This window comes from Herbiconiux dendrobii (assembly GCF_052048175.1).
GTDB lineage: Bacteria > Actinomycetota > Actinomycetes > Actinomycetales > Microbacteriaceae > Herbiconiux.
The window spans coordinates 257,398-276,945 of sequence record NZ_JBLZQV010000004.1 but is presented as its reverse complement, the minus strand read 5'-3'; the positions used below and the strand labels follow the sequence as shown (position 1 = coordinate 276,945).

Sequence of the window (19,548 nt, the reverse complement as noted above, 5' to 3'; positions counted from 1 at the left end):
GTGAAGTGCAGAACCTGCGGCACGACCCTGAGCGCGGGAGCGCTGCTCTGCGGCGAGTGCGGAACGTCGGCCATCGCGCCGCGACCGACCCTCGGCGACACCGCGCACCACGACCGCCGTGCCCTGCTGGCGGCGATCGCCGCAGAGCAGCGGCCGGCCTCCCCGACCTCGCCGGCCGACCCGCCTCGCTCGGTACCGGGTGCAGCCCCGGCGCACGCGGCACAGGCGTCGCATGCGGCGCACGCGGCGGCACCCGACTCGCCTCCCGCCACCTCCCTCCCGCGCCCCGACGGCCCCGCGCACGCCGCGGCCGCCGAGTCGCGGCGACCGCGCTCCAGCGCGCTCTACAGCCTCGTGTTCAGCACCGGCGAGAGCATCCGTGTCTCCGGCGGAGGCCTCGTCGGCCGTAACCCGGTCGCGGGGCCGGGTGAGCAGCCGGAGTACCTGGTGCAGATCGTCGACCCCGCCCGGAGCGTGTCGAAGACGCACCTGGAGTTCGGCGTCGACGACGAGGGCTTCTGGATCGCCGACCGGGGCTCCTCCAACGGCACCCGGCTCGAACCGGGCACCGCCGCCCCCGTGGAGCTGGTTCCCGGCGCGCGCACACGGGTGCCCCGCGGCAGCCGGGTCGGTCTCGGCGACCAGCACTTCGACCTGCACTGAGCGCGGCGGGCGATCGACCGACCGACCGACCGACGAAATCGTAGGTGCAGCTTCGTAAACATCACCGATTTCGTAAAGGTTGTGTTTCGGGCAGATGTTTTTCGTCGTTTCCGCTGTTTTCGGCGGCGGTCGCTGTGCCAGGATCGGTGCTACTCGTCGACCCCACATGGAAAGCGTGAAGAGCATGGCGTTGAAGCCCCCGACCGACCCGATGATCCTCCAGGCGATCCGGCACTCCCAGGCCCTGCAGCGCGCCAGGGCGCTCTCGCTCTCGCGGCGCGGGTTCCTCGGCGCCGCCGGCTTCGGTGCCACGGCGCTCGCCCTGGCCGCCTGCTCCACCGGCGACAAGAAGGAGCTCACCCCGGCGAAAGACGTCTCGGCCTCGGAGAAGACCCTGGTGTGGGACAACTGGCCCGGTTACATGGACGAGGACGACGACGGCAACTACCCGACCTTGATCGGTTTCCAGGACGAATCCGGCATCGAGGTCACCTACAACGTCGCCGTCGACGACAACAACACCTACTACGCCAAGGTCAAAGACCAGCTGGCCCTCGGGCAGGACATCGGTGCCGACACCGTCTGCCTCACCGACTGGATGGTCGCCCGGCTCGTCCGCAACGGCTACATCCAGAGCCTGGACCACGCCAACATCCCGAACATCGCCAACCTCAGCGACTCCTTCGCGAACCCCGACTTCGACAAGGGCCGTCAGCTCTCGCTGCCCTGGCAGGGCGGTTTCGCCGGCATCTGCTGGAACAAGGAGAAGGTGCCGAACGGCCTCGCCAGCGTCGACGACCTCTGGGACGTAGCGCTCAAGGGCCGGGTCGGCGTGCTCAGCGAGATGCGCGACACGATGGGCCTGATCATGCTCAGCCAGGGCACCGACATCACGGGCGAGTGGGGTGACGACGAGTACGCCAACGCGATGGACGCCTTCACCGAGCAGGTGGAGAACGGCCAGATCCGCAACATCAAGGGCAACGCCTACCTCAACGACCTGCAGAGCGAAGACACCTACGCCGCCATCTGCTGGTCGGGAGACATCACCTCGCTGAACGCCACGGCGGGCGACAAGTGGGAGTTCGCGATCCCGGATGCCGGCGGCACGCTCTGGAACGACACCTTCGTCGTGCCCATGGGATCGGCCCACAAGGCCAACGCCGAAGCGGTGATGAACTACTACTACGAGCCGGAGGTGGCCGCCGAGCTGGCCGCCTGGGTCAACTACGTCACGCCGGTGAACGGGGCGAAGGAGGCGATGGACGCCATCGACCCCGAACTCGCCTCGAACCAGCTGATCTTCCCCGACGAGGACACCCTCTCGACGGTGCACGTGTTCCGCACGCTCACCCCGCAGGAGGAGAACGACTACCAGGCCCAGTTCCAGAAGGTGCTGCTGGGCAGCTGATGGCGATCGCATCCTTCGCCGAGAGCGGCGCCGACCTCGAACTCGTCGGCATCACCAAGCGGTTCCCCGGGTTCACCGCCATCGAGTCGCTGGATCTGCAGATCCCGGCCGGCTCGTTCTTCGCCCTGCTCGGCCCGTCCGGCTGCGGCAAGACCACCACGCTGCGGCTCGTCGCGGGGCTCGAGGAGCCGACGGCCGGCCAGATCCTGATCGGCGGCAACGACGTCACGCAGACCAAACCGTTCCAGCGGCCGGTGAACACGGTCTTCCAGTCGTACGCGCTCTTCCCGCACATGACGATCCTGGAGAACGTGGCCTTCGGGCTCCGCCGGCGCAAGCTCGGCGACCCGGTGGGCAAGGCGCACGAGGCGCTCAAGCTGGTCGAGCTCGACCACCTGGCCTCACGCCGGCCCGCCCAGCTCTCCGGCGGCCAGCAGCAGCGGGTCGCTCTGGCCCGCGCGATCGTGAACCGTCCCGCCCTGCTGCTGCTCGACGAGCCGCTCGGCGCGCTCGACCTGAAGCTGCGCCGCCAGATGCAGCTGGAGCTCAAGACCATCCAGACCGAGGTCGGTCTCACCTTCCTGCACGTCACCCACGACCAGGAGGAGGCCATGACCATGGCCGACACCGTCGCCGTGATGAACAAGGGCAGGATCGAGCAGATGGGGGCCCCCGAAGAGCTCTACGAACTCCCGCGCACCGCCTTCGTGGCCAACTTCCTCGGCCAGTCGAACCTGTTCACCGGCGAGGTCGTCGCATCCGGACCCGAGCACATCACGGTCGACGTGGCGGGCACCCCGATCGTGGTGCCGCGGGCGCGGGCCCAGCGCCACGCGGGTGAGATCGCCATCGGCGTGCGGCCCGAGAAGGTGACGCTGCTCACCTCGGCGCCCGTGCCCGAGGCCGGCCGCAACGTGCTCGGCCCCGGCCGGGTGACGGATGTCTCGTTCAGCGGTGTGAGCACCCAGTACCTGGTCGACGTGCCCGGCGTGGGCGAGCTGGTGGTGTTCGCGCAGAACATGGTGTTCGGTCCGGTCGTGCAGGTGGGCGCCTCGGTGTGGATTTCCTGGAACGCCGACCACGGTTTCGGCCTCGACGACGACCCCGGGGTGGTGCCGCGCTTCGTGCCGGACGACTCGACCGAGTCGATCGCCATCCAGCGGCGGATCGCCCTCGAAGAAGAGCTCGAGCAGGCGTAGGCGCATCCGATGGCCTTCACCGCATTCGCCTCCCAGGCGGCCGTCGAGCAGGCGCCGCGCAAGCGCAGCTGGATCGCGCTCGTGCTGCTGCTCCCCGGCATCGCGTACCTGGTGCTGTTCTTTCTGGCACCGCTGATCTCGCTGATCATCACCTCGTTCCAGCAACCCGTGCTCGACGGCGACATCGGCGAGTACACGGCCGGGTTCCAGTGGCAGAACTACACCGATGCGCTGGGGGAGTACTGGCCGCTCGTGCTGCGCTCCTTCGGGTTCGCGCTCATCGCGACGGTGCTGGCGCTGGCGCTGAGCTACCCGATCGCGTACTTCATCGGCGTGAAGGCCAGGCGCTTCCCGCTGCTGCAGAGCCTGATGCTGACGCTCGTGATCGCCCCGTTCTTCATCAGCTTCCTGCTGCGCACGCTGGCCTGGAAGCAGATCATGTCGGACGAGGGGCCGATCACGCAGTTCCTCAAGACGATCGCGATCCTGCCCTCGGACGGCCACCTCACCGGCACCGCGTTCTCGGTGATCTTCGGCCTCACCTACAACTTCATCCCGTTCATGACGCTGCCCCTGTACGCCACCCTGGAGCGGCTCGACACGCGCTATCTGGAAGCCGGGGCCGACCTGTACGCGAGCCCGTTCACGGTGTTCCGCAAGGTCACCGTGCCGCTGTCGATGCCCGGGATCATCTCGGGAACGCTCTTGACGTTCATCCCGGCGGCCGGCGACTACATCAACGCAAGTCGTGACTTCCTCGGATCCTCGTCGACCGCCATGGTCGGCAACGCGATCGAGGCGAACTTCCTGGTGCTGCAGAACTACCCGATCGCGGCGGCGCTGTCGATCGTGCTGATGGCGGTGATCCTCGTCATCGTGGGGGTCTACGTGCGGCGGGCCGGGACGGAGGACCTCGTATGAAGTTCGGCAAAGGCCTTGGGCTCGGCATCTACACGGTGCTGGCGCTGCTGTTCCTGCTCATCCCGATCGCGTACACCTTCGTGTTCTCGTTCAACGACGCGGGCAAGCTCAACATCGCCTGGCAGGGCTTCACCTTCGACAAGTGGCTCACGGTGTGCAGCACGCCCGGGCTCTGCGAGGCGTTTGGCAACAGCATCCTGGTGGGTCTCGTCTCGACGGTGCTGGCGACCGCGCTCGGCACCCTGATCGCGATCGCGCTGGTGCGCTACCGGTTCCGGGCGCGCTCGTCGATCAGCCTGCTGCTGTTCCTGCCGATGGCGACGCCCGAGGTGGTGCTGGGTGCGGGCCTGGCCGCGCAGTTCCTCACGCTCGGCACCGAGAAGGGGCTGCTGACGATCATCCTGGCGCACACGATGTTCTGCATCAGCTTCGTGGTGGTGACGGTGAAGGCGCGGGTGGCCTCGCTCGACCCGGCGCTGGAGGAGGCGGGCCGCGACCTCTACGGCTCGCCCGGCCAGGTGTTCTGGCGCATCACCTTCCCACTGCTGCTGCCGGGCATCGCGGCGGCGGCGCTGCTGTCGTTCGCGCTCTCGTTCGACGACTTCATCATCACGAACTTCAACTCCGGCTCGGTCGATACCTTCCCGAAGTTCATCTACATCGCTGCGGCCCGCGGCATCCCGGCCCAGGTGAACGTGATCGCCTCGGCGGTCTTCCTGCTCGCGATCGTGCTGGTCGTGGTGGTGCAGGTCTCCCGGGCCGCGCGCGCGAAGCGCCTGGCCCGCCAGCTCGGCTGATCACCCGCTGTGAAAAGCTGACGGATGCTCGCATACCGATGCGAAAGTAATAATATCTCGGGTTATGCCCACTCGAAAACGATCCCGATTCCTCGTGCCCGCCGCAGTGCTCTGCGCCGCACTCAGCCTCTCCACCGGTGCGCTCGCCGCGCACGCCACCCCGCCGCCCCCCGGTTCCATCCAGCTCGTCGACGTGTCGACGACGCCCGGAGTCGCCTCGACCAAGGGGTTGGAAGGAATACTCGGCAACGAAGCCATTTCGATTTCCGGGAACGGACGCTACGTCGCGTTCATCTCCAGCTCACCCGACCTCCCTGAGGCTCTTCCTGGTCAAGCGAGCCTGTATCTGCGCGACCTGGTCGCCGGCTGGACTCGGCTGATCGGGGACTCGAACTGGATCCCCGTCGGTGAGCCGTCCGTCTCCGACGATGGGTCCGTCGTGGCCTACAGTGCCCTGAACACCGGTGTGAGTCCGTTCGGGCAGGCCGTGGTCTGGACGACGGATACGGACACCACTGCGCTGATAAGCGATAGTTACGAAGGCGCAGGGCACGGCGTCAACTCCGAGGTGTCGTGGGTGAAAGTCTCTGCTTCAGGACACGAATTCCTGTACATGACCGGCGCTTCAGACGTTGTGGCTGGCGACCTCGACCTGCGGTTCGCTCCGCGCGCGTATCTACGCGACGCTCGAGGCGACACCGTGTTCGCCGCGGGCGATCCGACCCTCATGGAATATCAGGCAGATCTTTCAGCGGACGGCCGCTTCATCGTGTTCCTATCGTGGGAGGACCACACGGCTCTGCCTGCGAATCGCCACCTGCAGGTCTATGTCCGCGACAGGCTGTTGGCAACGACTCAGCTCGTCAGTCGCAATCTCGGGGCGACGGCCGGGGGCGATGGGGACTCCCTGCACATCTCGATGAGTTCTGATGGACGATACGTCTCGTTCGACAGCAACTCCTCGGATCTTGCGTCCATCGCCCATCGAGATCTGGGCAAGAGCTATTCCTACCTTTACGACCGGTCGCTCGATCACCTCACTGTAGAGAGCCTGGACAGCGCTGGTGATCCCGTGCCCGGAAATGCCCCGTCGATCTCGGACGATGCATCGAAACTCACCTACATCGGCGAGGACGACCAGGTTTATCTGAGGTCTCGAGCCCTCGGATCGACGCGTTTGCTGAGCCTCAACAGGTTGGCTGAGTCGGGAAACGGGGATTCGGGCCTGGCGAGGATCTCTGCGGACGGCCACTTCGTGAGCCTGGCCTCACAGGCCACGAACTTGACCGGCGACACCTACCCCGCGCATGCCATCCCACCGTCTCACGTGCTCGTGGCCAATATCGGCTGAGGGGTCAGAGGGTGGGGGAGACGCGGATGGTGCCGACGGGGGCGGCGGCGCCGTGGATCGTGAGGTCGAGGTCGGCGGTCATTCCGCCGACCTCGACAGCGGTGAGCGCGCCGGTGCGCGCGAGCAGCGTGAGGGCCACGAGAGTGGCCGCGCGCAACGAGCCGTCGAGCATCTTGAGGGCGACGGATGACCCGTCGGGGGTGGCCATCACCATCACACCCTCGGCACCGAGCTTGGCCACCACACCGAGCCTGTCGATCACGACCGTGTTCGCCCGGCCGGGGCCATCGATCGCCCAGCCGTTGGACAGGATGCTGTCGGTGAGCTGCTTGGCCGGGCCATCCGTCGCCCGGCGGATGCGACCGATGCCGCGGGCCAGGGCCACGAGCGACATCGCGTGCACGGGGGCGCCGCATCCGTCGACCCCGGAGTGCGCCACGGGCTCACCGGTCTCGCGCTCGACGACCTCGAGGATGCGCTGCTGCAGCGGGTGCGAGGGCTCGAGGTAGCTCGCGGTGTCCCAGCCGTTCTGCACGCAGGCGAGCAGCATGGCGGCGTGCTTGCCCGAGCAGTTCATCAGGATGCGCTCCTTGTGCCCGTGCGCCCGGATGATGCCGTCGCGCGCCGCCGAGTCGCCCGGCCAGTCGGGCGGGCAGCCCAGAGCATCCTCACCCAGCCCGGCGCGGGCCAGGATCGACCGCACGACCTCGATGTGCGCCGGCGTCGCCGCGTGGCTCGCCGTGGCGAGCACGGTCTGCACGGGGTCGAGCTCGACGCCCGACTCGAGCACGGCCAGCGCCTGGAACGGCTTCATGCACGACCGCGGGTACACCGCGAGCTCCGGCGACCCGACGCTCAGCGCCACCGCGCCCGTGGGGTCGAGCACCACGGCCGAGCCGATGTGCCGCGACTCCACGAACCCGCTGCGCTCCACCACCGCGAGCTCCACCGACTGGTCGATCCGAGCCGTCCCCGGCTCGTTCTGCTCCTCCGTCATGGGCGACCTCTCTCGAAGAAACTCCTCGCGACCCGTCGATTCTGGCCCTAGAAGCTGAGCTATAGGGCCAAAATCGACGGGTCGCGAGGAGGGGGGTGGGGGGGCTACGCGTCGAGCGAGGCGAAGGCCTCGTCGATGACCGTGAGGGCGTCGCGCAGGAGCTCGTCGGAGATCGCGAGGCTCGGCAGGAAGCGCAGGACGTTGCCGTAGGTGCCGGCCGTGAGCGCGAGCACGCCGTGCTGGGCCGCGTACGCGACGATCGCGGTGACCGCGGCGGCGTTGGGCACCTTCGTGGTGTCGGCGGTGCCGGACTCCACCAGCTCGATCGCCACCATCGCTCCGATGCCGCGCACCTCGCCGATGATGTCGTACTTCTCCTGCAGGGCCAGCAGCCCTGAGGTGAGCACGCCCTCGATGCGGGTGGCCTCGGCCAGCAGCGAGGCCGACTCGATCTGCTCGAAGACGGCGATCGCGGCGGCCGCGGCCACCGGGTTCCCGCCGAAGGTTCCGCCGAGTCCGCCGGGCTGGGCGGAGTCCATGATCTCGGCCCGGCCCGTCACACCGGCCAGCGGCAGACCGCCGGCGATGCCCTTGGCCGAGAGCACCATGTCGGGAACCAGCCCGAAGTGCTCGCTCGCGAAGTACGCGCCGGTGCGGGCCATGCCGCTCTGGATCTCGTCGGCGATGAACACGATGCCGTTCTCGGTGCACCACTCCTGCAGTGCCGGCAGGAACCCGGGAGCCGGCACGACGAAGCCGCCCTCGCCCTGGATCGGCTCCACCACGAGGCAGGCCAGGTCGGATGCTCCGACGGTCTTCTCGAGGTACGCGATGGTGCGCGCGGCCGCCTCGGCACCCGAGAGCCCGTCGTGGTACGGGTACGAGTTCGGCGCGCGGTAGACGTCGCCGGCGAAGGGACCGAACCCGGTCGAGTAGGGCGAGGCCTTGAAGTTCATCGCCATCGTGAGGTTGGTGCGGCCGTGGTACGCGTGCTCGAGCACGGCCACGCCGTAGCGGCCCGTGTATTTGCGGGCGATCTTCACGCCGTTCTCCACGGCCTCGGCGCCCGAGTTCACCAGCACGGTGCGCTTGGCGAAGTCGCCGGGGGTGTGCTCCGCGAGCAGTTCGGCCACCCGCACGTACTCCTCGTAGGGCGTGATGGTGAACAGGGTGTGCGTCACGTCCTGCAGCTGCGAGGTCGCGGCGGCGACGACGGCCGCATCCGTGTGCCCGATCGTGGTGACACCGATGCCGGCGCCCAGGTCGATGAACTGGTTGCCGTCGACGTCGACCAGGATGGCCCCGTGCGCCTTGGCGATGTACACGGGCAGAGCGCTGGAGACGCCGGGCGGCACGACGGCGAGGCGTCGGCGGTGCAGCTCCTCGGACTTCGGACCGGGGATCGCGGTGACGACCTTCCGCTCCTGGGGAACCCCGTGGGTCGCTGCGTCGGCCGGTGCGTCGATGGTGTCAGTCATAGTTCTCCGTGAGTGAAGGGTCCTCCGAGTTTAGGCCAGCCCCGCTGAGCGCCGGGTTAGCATGGCCGGGTGAATCATGAGCATCACTACAGCGTGGATGTCGCCTGGCTTGGCAATCGGGGCACCGGAACGAGCGGATACCGCGCGTACGGCCGGCAGAGCACGGTGACGGCCGCGGGCAAGCATCCGATCGACGCCTCGGCCGACCGCACCTTCCACGGCGATGCCGACCGCTGGAACCCCGAGGAACTGCTGCTCGCCGCGCTCAGCGAGTGCCACATGCTCTCGTTCCTGCACGTCGCCGTGCAGCACGGCGTGGTGGTGACCGACTACACGGATGCCGCGACGGGCACGATGGTGCAGCAGGGCGACGGGGGACACTTCACGAGCGCCGTGCTGCGGCCGGTCGTGACGGTAGCCGCGCCCGTGGACGACGAGCTGTTCGCGCGGATGCACCACGAGGCCGCCGGGAAGTGCTTCATCGCGAACTCGGTGAACTTCCCGGTGACGCACGAGCCCCGTGCCGTCGTCGCCGGCTGAGCAGGCCGGGCCTCCGCCCCCATCTCCGCCTCCGCCGCCGGTCGAGTTGTTCGTGACGCCGCGCACCCTGCGCGGAACGCTCGGCCGTGCCTTCGTGCTCTCGTGCGTGGAGCTGTTCGAGCGCGATCACGGAGCGGGCAGCGGATGCTTCACGTCGAGTGCGCGCACCGTCGAGCTGACCGTGGTGGGCATCAGCGCCTCCGGGCCCGTGGCGGTCTCGGCCGGCATCGCCGACCCCGCGTTCGCGGGGGCTGAGGGGGCGTCCCGGGTGCCCGGCCCTCCGTCGTCCCGGGTCGACGTCGACGCGCTGGTCGATGTCGACGCGCTCGTCGATGTCGATGCACTGGAGGGGATCGGTGCCCTGCACGGTCCGGCGGGCGTCGACCTGCGCCGATGGGCGGGCATCCGGATGCTCGGGCCGGGCGGGGAAGACCGGCCGGTCGGCCAGGCGCTCCTGCGGGTGCGCGTAGTAGCACCGTGACGTGTGCGGGTGCCGCCTCGCGCGGCTGCACCCGCACGGTTGTGGCTACACCCGCACGGTTGCGGGTGCCGCCTCGCGCTGCTGCACCCACACGGTTGCGGCTACACCCGCACGGTTGCGGGTGGCGCCGCGCGCGGCCACACCCGCACGGTCGCGGGTGCGCGTGATCACACCGTGGCGCCTCAGCCGGGCCGACTTCGCCTTGCCTCCCAGCGCGCGCGGGCCTCGAGGGTCATCACCGCGCCGAGCTCGGTCGCCAGCGCGGTGGTGCGGGGGGCGGCACGACCCCAGTCGTCGCCCGCGAGGAACTGCCGTGATCCGCGGGGGTGAGCGGCGTCGGCTCCGGCGGGGTGCAGATGCTGCCGGAGGTGATCCGTCGCCACGACGAAGAACCGTGCCAGGTCATCGGGCGTCTCGCCGCGTGTCTCGCCCGGTGTCTCGCCCGGTGTCTCATCGGGCGTCTCGCCGGCGGTCTCGGCCATCGACTCGCCGGGTGTCCCGCCCGGTCGCGCATCCGCCAGTCGCTCGACCAGTCCCTCGAGGTGACGGAAGAAGATGCCCTTGAACAGGCCGGCGTCACCCCCTCCGCGCTCGTCGAGTCGCGCCTTCTCGCCGGTGATGACGCCCTCGGGCGCGAGCAGACGGATGCTCGCCTCGGCCGTGCGGGCGGCTTCGAGCAGCAGGGCGGTGTCGCGGGTGCGGTCGAACTGCTCGGTCAGCACGCCGATCAGGAGTCCCTGGTTGTAGCTGAAGATCCAGTCGCGGTCGACATCGTCGCCTCCGGTGCGGCCGATGCCGTCGAGCACTAGAGAGCGGTCGTCGACGAGGTGGGAACGCATCCAGTCGAGCGCCGTCTCGCCGTGGTCGAGGAAGCGGTGCTCGCCGGTGCGGGCGTGCAGGCGCAGGGAGGCGAGCGCGAAGGCGCCGTTGCTCGGAGCGTTCTTGTAGGCCGGCTGCTGCACCCTCCAGGAGACGCTCAGGCCGTGGGCGGCGTTCCATCCGTGGGTCGAGATGTGCTCCCAGAGCGCCACGGCGTCGTCCAGGTAGCGGCGCTCGCCGGTGGCGTCCGCGAGCCGGACGGCCGCCAGGCACAGCCAGCTCATGTCGTCGAAATAGTCGTTGAACAGGCCGCGATTGCGCTTCAGGATGCGCGCGTACACCGCTCGGGCCTGGTCGAGGCGGTGACGGTCTCCGCTGCGCTGGAAGGCGTCGACCCGCACCTCGACCGCGTGCGCCAGCCACCAGTAGTTGAAGTCGAAGGCCTGCCGCAGCCGCCACGGACTCGTGTTGCGCATCCGCCCGCTGCCGCCCGGCCGCGCCCTGCCGAGCGGCATCCGTTCGCAGACGCGCTCGCTCCACGGCACGAAGTGAGCGTCCAACGCCTCCTGTCCCTGCTCGGCCTCACCGGACCAGGCCCGCGCATCCGCTCTCACCCGCTCACCGTACCGCCGCTTCCGCCCCGCCCCATCCACGCGACTTGACACAAGTTGTGACAACTCGCCCCGAAAAGTGGCGACTTCTGTCAAGTCGCGTTGGCTCGGAGGTGGTTCGGGGTAGCTGCGGGAAGTCGGGACCCGCTCACCGTACTGCGGCGGCCGCCTCCGCCCCACACCCCCGCGACATGACAGAAGTTGTGGCAAATCGGCGCCAGAAGCGGCGACTTCCGTCAAGTCGCACTCTGCCTTGCGCGAAAAGGGCTGGGCACTGGTTGCACCCAGAAGGGCGGCTCCTGTCGAGCGGGTGGGTGGGGGTGGGCCTCAGAGTGGGCGACTTCTGAGAAGTGGCGGGTGCGGGCGGGGAAGGCGGTGGCCCGCGGATCCGGGGTCGGGCGCGTCGGCGTGCTTGACTGAGCGCATGGCGGCAGCAGCAGGAGCAGGAGCAGGAACGGGCACCGGCACGGCAGGCGGCGCGATGAGCGGCGCGCAGCGGGTGGTGCTGGCGGTCGCGATCCTCTCGGCGTTCGTGTCGTTCCTCGACGCCACCGTCATCAACGTGGCGCTCCCCGCGATCAGCCGCGACCTCGGTGGCGCGCTCTCCAGCCAGCAGTGGGTGGTGGACGCGTACCTCATCACGCTGGGCGCCGTCATCCTGCTGGCCGGTTCGCTCTCCGACGTGTTCGGCCGCAAGAAGGTGCTCTTCGCGGGCCTGATCGGCTTCGGTGTCAGCTCGCTGCTGTGCGCCTTCGCGCCCACGATCGAGTTCCTCATCGTGGCCCGCGGGCTGCAGGGCATCGCCGGGGCGCTGCTCGTGCCGAGCTCGCTCGCGCTCATCCTCGCCAACTTCAGCGGTCCGTCGCAGGGCCGCGCCATCGGCACCTGGACCGCCTTCACCAGCGTCGCCAACATCGCCGGCCCCATCCTCGGCGGCGTGCTGGTCGACCAGCTCTCCTGGCGCTACGTGTTCGGCATCAACGTGCTGCCCATCGCGGTCACGCTCCTTCTGCTCACCCGCCTCGAGCACGACCACGTGCGCGATCCGGCCGCCCGCATCGACTGGACCGGCGCCGTCCTCGGCATCCTGGGCCTCGGCCTTCCGGTCTTCGCCCTTATCGAGCAGGCGAACTTCGGCTGGTCGTCGCCGGTGGTGCTCGTGCCGCTGATCGTCGGCATCCTGGCGCTCGCGGTCTTCATCGTGCACGAACGCCGCACGGCGCAGCCGATGCTGCCGCTCGAGCTGTTCCGCGTGCGCAACTTCTCGATGGGCAACATCGCCACCTTCCTCATCTACGGAGCGCTCGGCCTCGGCTTCTTCAGCCTCGCCGTCTTCCTCCAGCAGGTGGCCGGCTACACCGCCACCGAGGCCGGCTTCGCGATGATCCCCACGAGCCTGCTGCTGATCGGCCTGTCGAGCCTGTTCGGCCGGCTCAGCGGTCGGATCGGCCCGCGCCTGTTCATGACCGTCGGCCCCCTGCTCGCCGCCGCCGGCTTCCTGCTGATGCTCCGGATCGGCCAGGACGCCGACTACCTCACCCAGGTGCTGCCCGCCATCGTGGTGTTCGGTCTCGGCATGGCCATCACGGTGGCGCCTCTGACGGCCGCGATCCTGGGCGCGATCGCCCCGGCGCGGTCGGGCATCGCCTCGGCGGTCAACAACGCGGTCTCGCGGGTGGCCGGCCTCGTCTTCGTGGCCTTCGCGAGCGTGATCGCGGGCTCGGCGGTACTCGATCTGGCGGGCTTCCACCGGGTAGCGATCGTGACCGCGGTCTTCTTCGCCGCCGGGGGCGTCGTGTCGTTCGCGGGCATCCGGAATCCGAAGCGGTCCGTCGAGACCTCGTAGCCGGGGTTCGCGAGGTCGGAAGCGCGGTGCCCCGGGATAGGATCGGAGCGTCACGAGACAGCCGGTGGGCGTTCCCTCCTTCGCGTGGCCAGATTGACGAGACACACCGTGCCGCACGACGCCGCCACGCCGTTGCCCGCCACCTCGCAGCCCGCGACCGCCCCGGTGCCTGCGCCAGCGCTTGCTCCCGGTCAGGCGGTTCCGGATGCGCCGAACCCGACGACCTCGCGCGACTCGAACAGCCACACCGGCCCGCTGCGCCGCTACCGCCGCATCTTCGCGGTGCGCGGCTCGGCGGCCTTCTTCGTGGCGGGCTGGATCGGCCGCATCCCGCGCTCCACGCTCAGCCTCGGCTCCGAGCTGCTGATCGCCGGCGCGACGGGCCGCTACACGCTGGCGGCCGCCGTCGCCGCGGCGATCGTGATCGGGGTCGCCGTCTTCGGTCCCCTCTGGTCGCGCGGCATGGACCGCCTCGGTCAGCGCCGCATCCTGATCGTCACCGTGAGCGTCTCGACGCTCGCCGGGCTCGCGCTGCTCGCCGTCGTGCTGGCCGGCGCTCCCCAGTGGACCTGGTTCGTGGCGGCGTTCCTGGTGGGCGCCACCTCGGTGGACATCGGATCGGCGACCCGCGCACGCTGGTCGTCGCTGCTGCCGGCCGGTGAGGCCCGCCACACCGCGCTGTCGCTGGAGTCGGTGGCCGACGAGTCGGTGTTCGTGATCGGGCCGCCGCTGGTGACCGTGCTGGCCGCCGCCGTGAATCCGGTGCTGGGGTTCGGCGTCGGCCTGCTGCTCGGGGTGGTCGGGGGAGCGGCCCTGGTGCTGCAGCGCCGCACCACCCCGGTCGTGCAGCGCGAGCCAGCCGCCGCTGCCTTTGCGGAGCCCGCCGCAGGATCGGCCGCCGCCGCGCATCCGGAGCCGCCCGCCGCCGCCTATCGGGAACCCGCCGCGCCGCCGCGCCGCCGCCGCATGCTCCGCCCGCTGCCGCGCGGCGTGCTCGCCCTCCTCCCCGTCTTCCTCGGGGTCGGCGTGGTGTTCGGCTCGCTCGACCTCACCGCCGTCGGCGTGAGCGAGGCCGAGGGCGCGCCCGCGGCGGCCGGCTTCCTGCTCGCGATGTTCGCCCTCGGCAGCGTCGTCTCGGGCCTCGTGTTCGGCGCCAGAGGTACCCGCATCCGCCCCGCCGTCATGGTGGCCGCCAGCGCGCTCGCCTACGGCATCGTGGTGTCCCTCGCCGTCTTCGTGCCCACCCTCCCCGCCCTCGGCGCCGCCCTGCTCGTCGCCGGCGGCGCCACCACACCGCTGCTGATCTCGGCCATGGCGCTGGTCGAATCCCGCGTCGAGCGGGAACGCCTCACCGAGGGCCTCGCCTGGCCCTCCACCGCCATGAGCATCGGCGTGACGGCGGGATCGGCGTTGGCCGGCATCCTCATCGACGCCTCCGCCGCCCGCGCGGGCTTCCTGATCACCGCCGCCGGAGCATCCGCCGTCGGCGTCGCCGGTCTGGTGGGCATCATCGCGCTCCTGGTACGCCGACGCCGCTCCCAGGCGGTCATCAGCTTGGCCCAAGGGGACTGAGCCAGACTGGCTCGCGATCCCCTCCCCATCTCTCACGAAGAGGAACCATGCGCAGAATCCCGGTCGTCGTGACCGCCGTCGCCGCCGCCACACTCCTGCTGGCGGGGTGTTCCGCGTCCGATCCGAGTTCCACGGATGCCGCCTCGGGGGAGTGCACCTCGGCCTCCTCGGGCAGCGCCTCCGACTCGGTCACCGTCACCGGCGACTTCGGGGCCCTCCCCACCACGGCCTTCACCGGCCCGCTCTCGGTCGACGCCACCGAGCGCACCGTCGTCACCGAGGGAGACGGGGCGGATGTCGTGAACGGCGAGGTCGCCACCATCGACTTCACCATCTACAACGGCACCTCGGGCGCGCAGGTGTTCTCCACGCTCGACGAGGGCGGCACGCAGCTGCAGCTCACACTCGACGACACCCAGTACATCCCCGGCATCGTGAACGCGGTCGCCTGCGTGCCGATCGGGTCGCGCGTGGTCGCGGTCATCCCGCCGGCCGACGCGTTCGGCGAGACCGGGAACTCCTCGCTCGGCATCGCGGCCACCGACAGCATGGTGATGGTCGCCGACGTCGAGGCCGTGGTGCCCACCCGCGCCGACGGCGAAGACCAGCCCGCGCAAGACGGCTTCCCGACCGTCGAGCTCGACGACACGGGCGCGCCCACCGTCACCATCCCCGACACCGACCCGCCCGCCGAGCTCCAGATGGAGACCCTGAAGAAGGGCGACGGAGCGGTCGTGGGTGACGGCGACAGCGTCACCGTGCAGTACCAGGGAGTGATCTGGGGCTCCAAGACCGTGTTCGACCAGAGCTGGGGCAACGGCGGTCCGCGCACCTTCCAGACCACGGGCGTGGTCAAGGGCTTCGCGGCCGCGATGATCGGCCAGACGGTCGGCTCGCAGGTGCTGGTGGTCATCCCGCCGGACCAGGGCTACGGATCCGACGGCAACAGCTCCGCCGGCATCTCCGGCACCGACACCCTCGTCTTCGTGGTCGACATCCTGGCGACGGCCTCGGCGAGCTGATCCCGGCATCCGGAACCGACCGGCAGTGGGATGATGGCACGGTGAGACGTGTCATCATCCTCGGGTCCACCGGTTCCATCGGCGTCCAGGCGCTCGACGTCATCCGCGCCAATCCCGAGCGGTTCGAGGTGGTGGGGCTCGTCGCGGGCACCAACCGCGAGACGCTCGACGCGCAGGCCGCCGAGTTCGGTGTGGATGCCGGTCAGACCGGTCTCGGCGTCGTCGAGGCCGAGCAGATCGTGCGCGACATCGACGCCGACGTGGTGCTGAACGGCATCACCGGATCGGTCGGGCTCGGCCCGACCCTGGCGGCGCTCGAGGCGGGCCGCACGCTGGCGCTCGCGAACAAGGAGAGCCTGATCGTGGGCGGTGAGCTCGTGAAGGGCATCGCGGCCCCCGGGCAGATCGTGCCCGTCGACTCCGAGCACTCGGCCATCGCGCAGGCACTGCGCTCGGGCACCCACGGCGAGGTGTCCCGCCTGGTGCTCACCGCATCCGGAGGCCCGTTCCGCGGTCGCAGCCGCGAGGACATGTCGTCGGTGACGCCCCGCGAGGCGCTCGCCCACCCCACCTGGGACATGGGGCTCGTGGTTACCACGAACTCCGCCACGCTGGTGAACAAGGGCCTCGAGGTGATCGAGGCGCATCTGCTGTTCGATGTGCCATTTAGCGATATCGAGGTGACGGTCCATCCGCAGTCGGTGGTGCACTCCATGGTGGAGTTCGTCGACGGATCGACGATCGCCCAGGCCTCCCCGCCCGACATGCGCCTGCCCATCTCGCTGGGCCTGGACTGGCCGTCGCGGGTGGCCGGAGTCGGCGCGCCGATCGACTGGACGCAGTCGCACAGCTGGACCTTCGCCCCGCTGGACGAGGCCGCGTTCCCCGCGGTCGCCCTGGCCAAGCAGGTCGGACGCGCCGGCGGCAGCTATCCCGCGGTCTTCAACGCGGCGAACGAGCAGGCCGTGGCAGCCTTCCATGCCGGCCGGATCGGCTTCCTCGACATCGTCGACACCGTGCGCCGCGTGGTCGACCTGCACGAGATGCCCTCCGACACCCTCACCCGCGATTCCCTCGCCGAGGCCGAACTCTGGGCCCGCGCCACCGCCGACGCCCTGCTGGCCAAGCCCCGCAGCTAGCCCACATCCCGCGCACAGGGAAAGGTCAGCGGCGTCTTCGGGCGCCGGGGTAGGGTCCTCGTGTGGAAACGGTCCTGCAGTTCATTCTCGGCGTGCTCGTCATCGCCGTCGGCGTCGCCGTGTCCATCGGCCTGCACGAAGTGGGGCACCTGGTGCCGGCCAAGCTGTTCGGCATCAAGGTCACGCAGTACATGATCGGCTTCGGCCCCACCGTCTTCTCCCGCCGGCGCGGCGAGACCGAGTACGGGCTCAAGGCCATCCCCTTCGGCGGCTACATCTCGATGATCGGCATGTTCCCGCCGCGGCGCGAGGGCGAGAAGGCGGTGGCGAACAGCACCGGCTTCTTCCAGTCGATGGTTCAGGATGCGCGTCAGCAGTCCCAGCTCACCATCGGCCTCGACGAAGACCGGGCCTTCTACCGCAAGCCCGTGTGGCAGCGCATCATCGTCATGCTCGGCGGTCCGTTCATGAATCTCGTGCTCGCGGTCGTGTTCTTCTCGATCGTGCTGGTCGGCTTCGGCACGGTGCAGTCCTCCACCACGGTCGGCAGCGTCTCGTCCTGCGTGCTGCCCGCCACGAGCGACCGCCAGACCTGCGAAGACGGCGACCAGCAGTCGCCGGGTGCGGCGGCGGGAATCCAGCCGGGCGACCAGCTCGTCAGCCTCGGCGGCACCCCCATCACCAGCTGGGACCAGTCGACCCAGATCATCCGCGACTCGGCCGGCGACACCCTGCCGCTCGTCGTGCTGCGCGACGGCGTCGAGACCACCCTCAGCCTCACCCCGCTGCTCACCGAGCGCTACGTCCTCGACGACAAGGGCGCCGTGGTGAAGGATGCCGACGGCACGAGCGTCACGCAAGACGTGGGCTTCGTCGGCATCGGGGCCGCCTCCGAACTGGTTCCGCAGCCGATCACCGCCGTGCTCCCGATGGTGGGCGACACGATCGGCAGCACCGTGGGGCTGGTCGCCAACCTGCCCCAGAAGCTCTACGGCGTGGCCCAGGCGGCGTTCGGATCGGGCGAGCGCGACATCAACGGGCCGATCAGCGTCGTCGGCGTCGGCCGGGTCGCCGGCGAGATCGCGTCGATCGACACCATCCCGCTCGCCTCCAAGGCCGCCAGCCTGCTGGGACTGCTCGGCTCGCTCAACGTCGCGCTGTTCGTGATCAACCTCGTGCCGCTCACACCGCTCGACGGCGGACACGTGGTCTCGGCGCTCTGGGAGGGCATCCGGCGCTTCTTCGCCAAGCTGTTCAAGCGCAAAGACCCGGGGCCGGTGGACGCCGCCAAGCTCATGCCGCTCACCTTCGCGGTCGTCATCCTGTTCGGCGGCATGACCGCCCTGCTGGTGTACGCCGACATCGTGAAGCCGATCAACGTCTTCGGGTAGCCCACCGACGTCTTCGGGTAGCCCATCGACGTCTTCGGTTAGATCGGCGCGGCCTGCACCGGGGGTGACCGCGGTCGCGGCATCCGTTCACCCGGTGCTGACCGCTCGTCCAGACAACGGATCTAGACTGAATCCGTGCCTGCAATCAACCTCGGGATGCCGAAACCGCCCCCTGAAACCCTCGCCCCGCGGCGTAAGTCCCGCCAGATCAAGGTGGGCAAGGTGCTCGTGGGCGGCGACGCCCCCGTGAGCGTGCAGTCGATGACCACGACTCCCACGCCGAACATCAACGCCACGCTGCAGCAGATCGCCGAGCTGACGGCCTCCGGATGCGACATCGTGCGTGTGGCCGTGCCCTCGCGCGACGACGCGGAGGCGCTGCCGATCATCGCGAAGAAGTCGCAGATCCCGGTGATCGCCGACATCCACTTCCAGCCCAACTACGTCTACGCCGCGATCGACGCCGGCTGTGCCGCCGTGCGCGTGAACCCGGGCAACATCCGCAAGTTCGACGACCAGGTGGGCAAGATCGCCGCCGCCGCCAAGGCCGCCGGGGTCAGCATCCGGATCGGGGTCAACGCCGGGTCGCTCGAGCCCTCGCTGCTGGCGAAGTACGGCAAGGCCACGCCCGAGGCGCTCGTGGAAAGCGCCGTCTGGGAGGCCTCGCTGTTCGAGGAGCACGACTTCCACGATTTCAAGATCTCGGTCAAGCACAACGACCCGATCATCATGGTGAAGGCCTACCGTCAGCTCGCCGAACGCGGCGACTGGCCGCTGCACCTCGGTGTCACCGAGGCCGGCCCCGAGTTCCAGGGCACCATCAAGTCGTCGACGGCGTTCGGCATCCTGCTCGCGGAGGGCATCGGCGACACCATCCGCGTCTCGCTGTCGGCCCCGCCGGCGCAGGAGGTGAAGGTGGGCCTGCAGATCCTGCAGTCGCTCAACCTGCGTGAGCGCAAGCTCGAGATCGTGTCGTGCCCCTCGTGCGGCCGTGCCCAGGTGGACGTGTACACGCTCGCGAACGACGTCACCGCGGGCCTGGAGGGCATGACCGTGCCGCTGCGGGTGGCCGTGATGGGCTGCGTCGTGAACGGGCCGGGTGAGGCGCGCGACGCCGACCTCGGCGTGGCCTCCGGCAACGGCAAGGGCCAGATCTTCGTGAAGGGCGAGGTCGTGAAGACCGTGCCCGAGTCGGAGATCGTGGCTACGCTGATCGCCGAGGCCAACCGCCTCGCCGCCGAGATGCCGTCGGATGCCGTGGGCGGCCCGCAGGTCGTCACCGCCTGACGCGGGGCACCGCGTCGTCGTGA

At 69.6% G+C, this 19,548-nt stretch carries 18 protein-coding genes; 14 read left to right on the top strand and 4 right to left on the bottom strand.

Features of this window, described 5'->3' with window-relative positions:
• From ACN4JJ_RS14140 to ACN4JJ_RS14115, 6 genes are all read left to right on the top strand, one after another.
• Positions 1–663, top strand: a complete 663-nt coding sequence (locus tag ACN4JJ_RS14140; RefSeq protein ID WP_440710526.1) for an FHA domain-containing protein — start codon at positions 1–3, stop codon at positions 661–663.
• A 184-nt stretch (positions 664–847) separates the two neighbouring features.
• Positions 848–2,074 (top strand): ABC transporter substrate-binding protein, encoded by a 1,227-nt coding sequence (locus ACN4JJ_RS14135; protein ID WP_440710525.1) that lies wholly within the window; start codon positions 848–850, stop codon positions 2,072–2,074.
• A complete protein-coding gene (locus tag ACN4JJ_RS14130) occupies positions 2,074–3,273 on the top strand; it encodes an ABC transporter ATP-binding protein (protein WP_440710524.1) in 1,200 nt (399 codons plus the stop codon). The genes ACN4JJ_RS14135 and ACN4JJ_RS14130 overlap by 1 nt, the downstream gene beginning before the upstream one ends.
• Positions 3,274–3,282: 9 nt before the next feature.
• A complete protein-coding gene (locus ACN4JJ_RS14125; protein ID WP_440710523.1) occupies positions 3,283–4,194 on the top strand; it encodes an ABC transporter permease in 912 nt (303 codons plus the stop codon).
• The gene (locus ACN4JJ_RS14120; protein WP_440710522.1) at positions 4,191–4,991 is read left to right on the top strand and encodes an ABC transporter permease; all 801 of its coding nucleotides are present in this window, start codon (positions 4,191–4,193) and stop codon (positions 4,989–4,991) included. Before ACN4JJ_RS14125 ends, ACN4JJ_RS14120 begins: the two co-directional genes overlap by 4 nt.
• Before the next feature lie 94 nt (positions 4,992–5,085).
• Complete coding sequence (locus tag ACN4JJ_RS14115; protein ID WP_440710521.1) at positions 5,086–6,342, top strand: hypothetical protein; 1,257 nt, start codon at positions 5,086–5,088, stop codon at positions 6,340–6,342.
• 4 nt (positions 6,343–6,346) lie between these two features.
• Here the strand turns inward: ACN4JJ_RS14115 and ACN4JJ_RS14110 are convergent, their stop codons facing one another.
• Together ACN4JJ_RS14110 and gabT are read right to left on the bottom strand one after the other, a co-directional pair.
• Positions 6,347–7,339: an asparaginase gene (locus ACN4JJ_RS14110; RefSeq protein ID WP_440710520.1), complete on the bottom strand. Its 993-nt coding sequence runs from the start codon at positions 7,337–7,339 to the stop codon at positions 6,347–6,349.
• A 104-nt stretch (positions 7,340–7,443) separates the two neighbouring features.
• Positions 7,444–8,817 carry a 4-aminobutyrate--2-oxoglutarate transaminase gene (gene gabT, locus ACN4JJ_RS14105; protein ID WP_440710519.1) on the bottom strand — a complete coding sequence of 458 codons (1,374 nt, stop codon included), beginning with the start codon at positions 8,815–8,817 and terminating at the stop codon, positions 7,444–7,446.
• Between the two features lie 69 nt (positions 8,818–8,886).
• Between gabT and ACN4JJ_RS14100 the strand changes: the two genes are divergently transcribed.
• Positions 8,887–9,357, top strand: a complete 471-nt coding sequence (locus tag ACN4JJ_RS14100; RefSeq protein ID WP_440710518.1) for an OsmC family protein — start codon at positions 8,887–8,889, stop codon at positions 9,355–9,357.
• 52 nt (positions 9,358–9,409) lie between these two features.
• The gene (locus ACN4JJ_RS14095) at positions 9,410–9,838 is read left to right on the top strand and encodes a hypothetical protein (RefSeq protein ID WP_440710517.1); all 429 of its coding nucleotides are present in this window, start codon (positions 9,410–9,412) and stop codon (positions 9,836–9,838) included.
• Positions 9,839–9,883: 45 nt separating this feature from the next.
• Here ACN4JJ_RS14095 and ACN4JJ_RS14090 read toward each other — a convergent pair whose 3' ends face one another.
• A complete protein-coding gene (locus ACN4JJ_RS14090; RefSeq protein ID WP_440710516.1) occupies positions 9,884–10,009 on the bottom strand; it encodes a hypothetical protein in 126 nt (41 codons plus the stop codon).
• An 11-nt stretch (positions 10,010–10,020) separates the two neighbouring features.
• Entirely contained in the window at positions 10,021–11,271 is a 1,251-nt protein-coding gene (locus ACN4JJ_RS14085) for a glycoside hydrolase family 76 protein (protein WP_440710515.1), read from the bottom strand.
• Positions 11,272–11,692: 421 nt separating this feature from the next.
• Between ACN4JJ_RS14085 and ACN4JJ_RS14080 the strand changes: the two genes are divergently transcribed.
• From ACN4JJ_RS14080 to ispG, 6 genes are all read left to right on the top strand, one after another.
• Positions 11,693–13,114 carry a DHA2 family efflux MFS transporter permease subunit gene (locus tag ACN4JJ_RS14080; RefSeq protein ID WP_440710514.1) on the top strand — a complete coding sequence of 474 codons (1,422 nt, stop codon included), beginning with the start codon at positions 11,693–11,695 and terminating at the stop codon, positions 13,112–13,114.
• A 108-nt stretch (positions 13,115–13,222) separates the two neighbouring features.
• On the top strand, positions 13,223–14,686 hold the full coding sequence (locus ACN4JJ_RS14075; RefSeq protein WP_440710513.1) for an MFS transporter: 1,464 nt from the start codon (positions 13,223–13,225) through the stop codon (positions 14,684–14,686).
• A gap of 47 nt (positions 14,687–14,733) precedes the next feature.
• On the top strand, positions 14,734–15,708 hold the full coding sequence (locus ACN4JJ_RS14070) for an FKBP-type peptidyl-prolyl cis-trans isomerase (RefSeq protein ID WP_440710512.1): 975 nt from the start codon (positions 14,734–14,736) through the stop codon (positions 15,706–15,708).
• Positions 15,709–15,749: 41 nt separating this feature from the next.
• Complete coding sequence (locus tag ACN4JJ_RS14065) at positions 15,750–16,847, top strand: 1-deoxy-D-xylulose-5-phosphate reductoisomerase (RefSeq protein WP_440710511.1); 1,098 nt, start codon at positions 15,750–15,752, stop codon at positions 16,845–16,847.
• A 62-nt stretch (positions 16,848–16,909) separates the two neighbouring features.
• Positions 16,910–18,238 carry a M50 family metallopeptidase gene (locus ACN4JJ_RS14060; RefSeq protein ID WP_440710510.1) on the top strand — a complete coding sequence of 443 codons (1,329 nt, stop codon included), beginning with the start codon at positions 16,910–16,912 and terminating at the stop codon, positions 18,236–18,238.
• A gap of 156 nt (positions 18,239–18,394) precedes the next feature.
• Positions 18,395–19,525, top strand: a complete 1,131-nt coding sequence (ispG, locus tag ACN4JJ_RS14055; protein WP_440710830.1) for a flavodoxin-dependent (E)-4-hydroxy-3-methylbut-2-enyl-diphosphate synthase — start codon at positions 18,395–18,397, stop codon at positions 19,523–19,525.
• Positions 19,526–19,548: the final 23 nt, after the last annotated feature.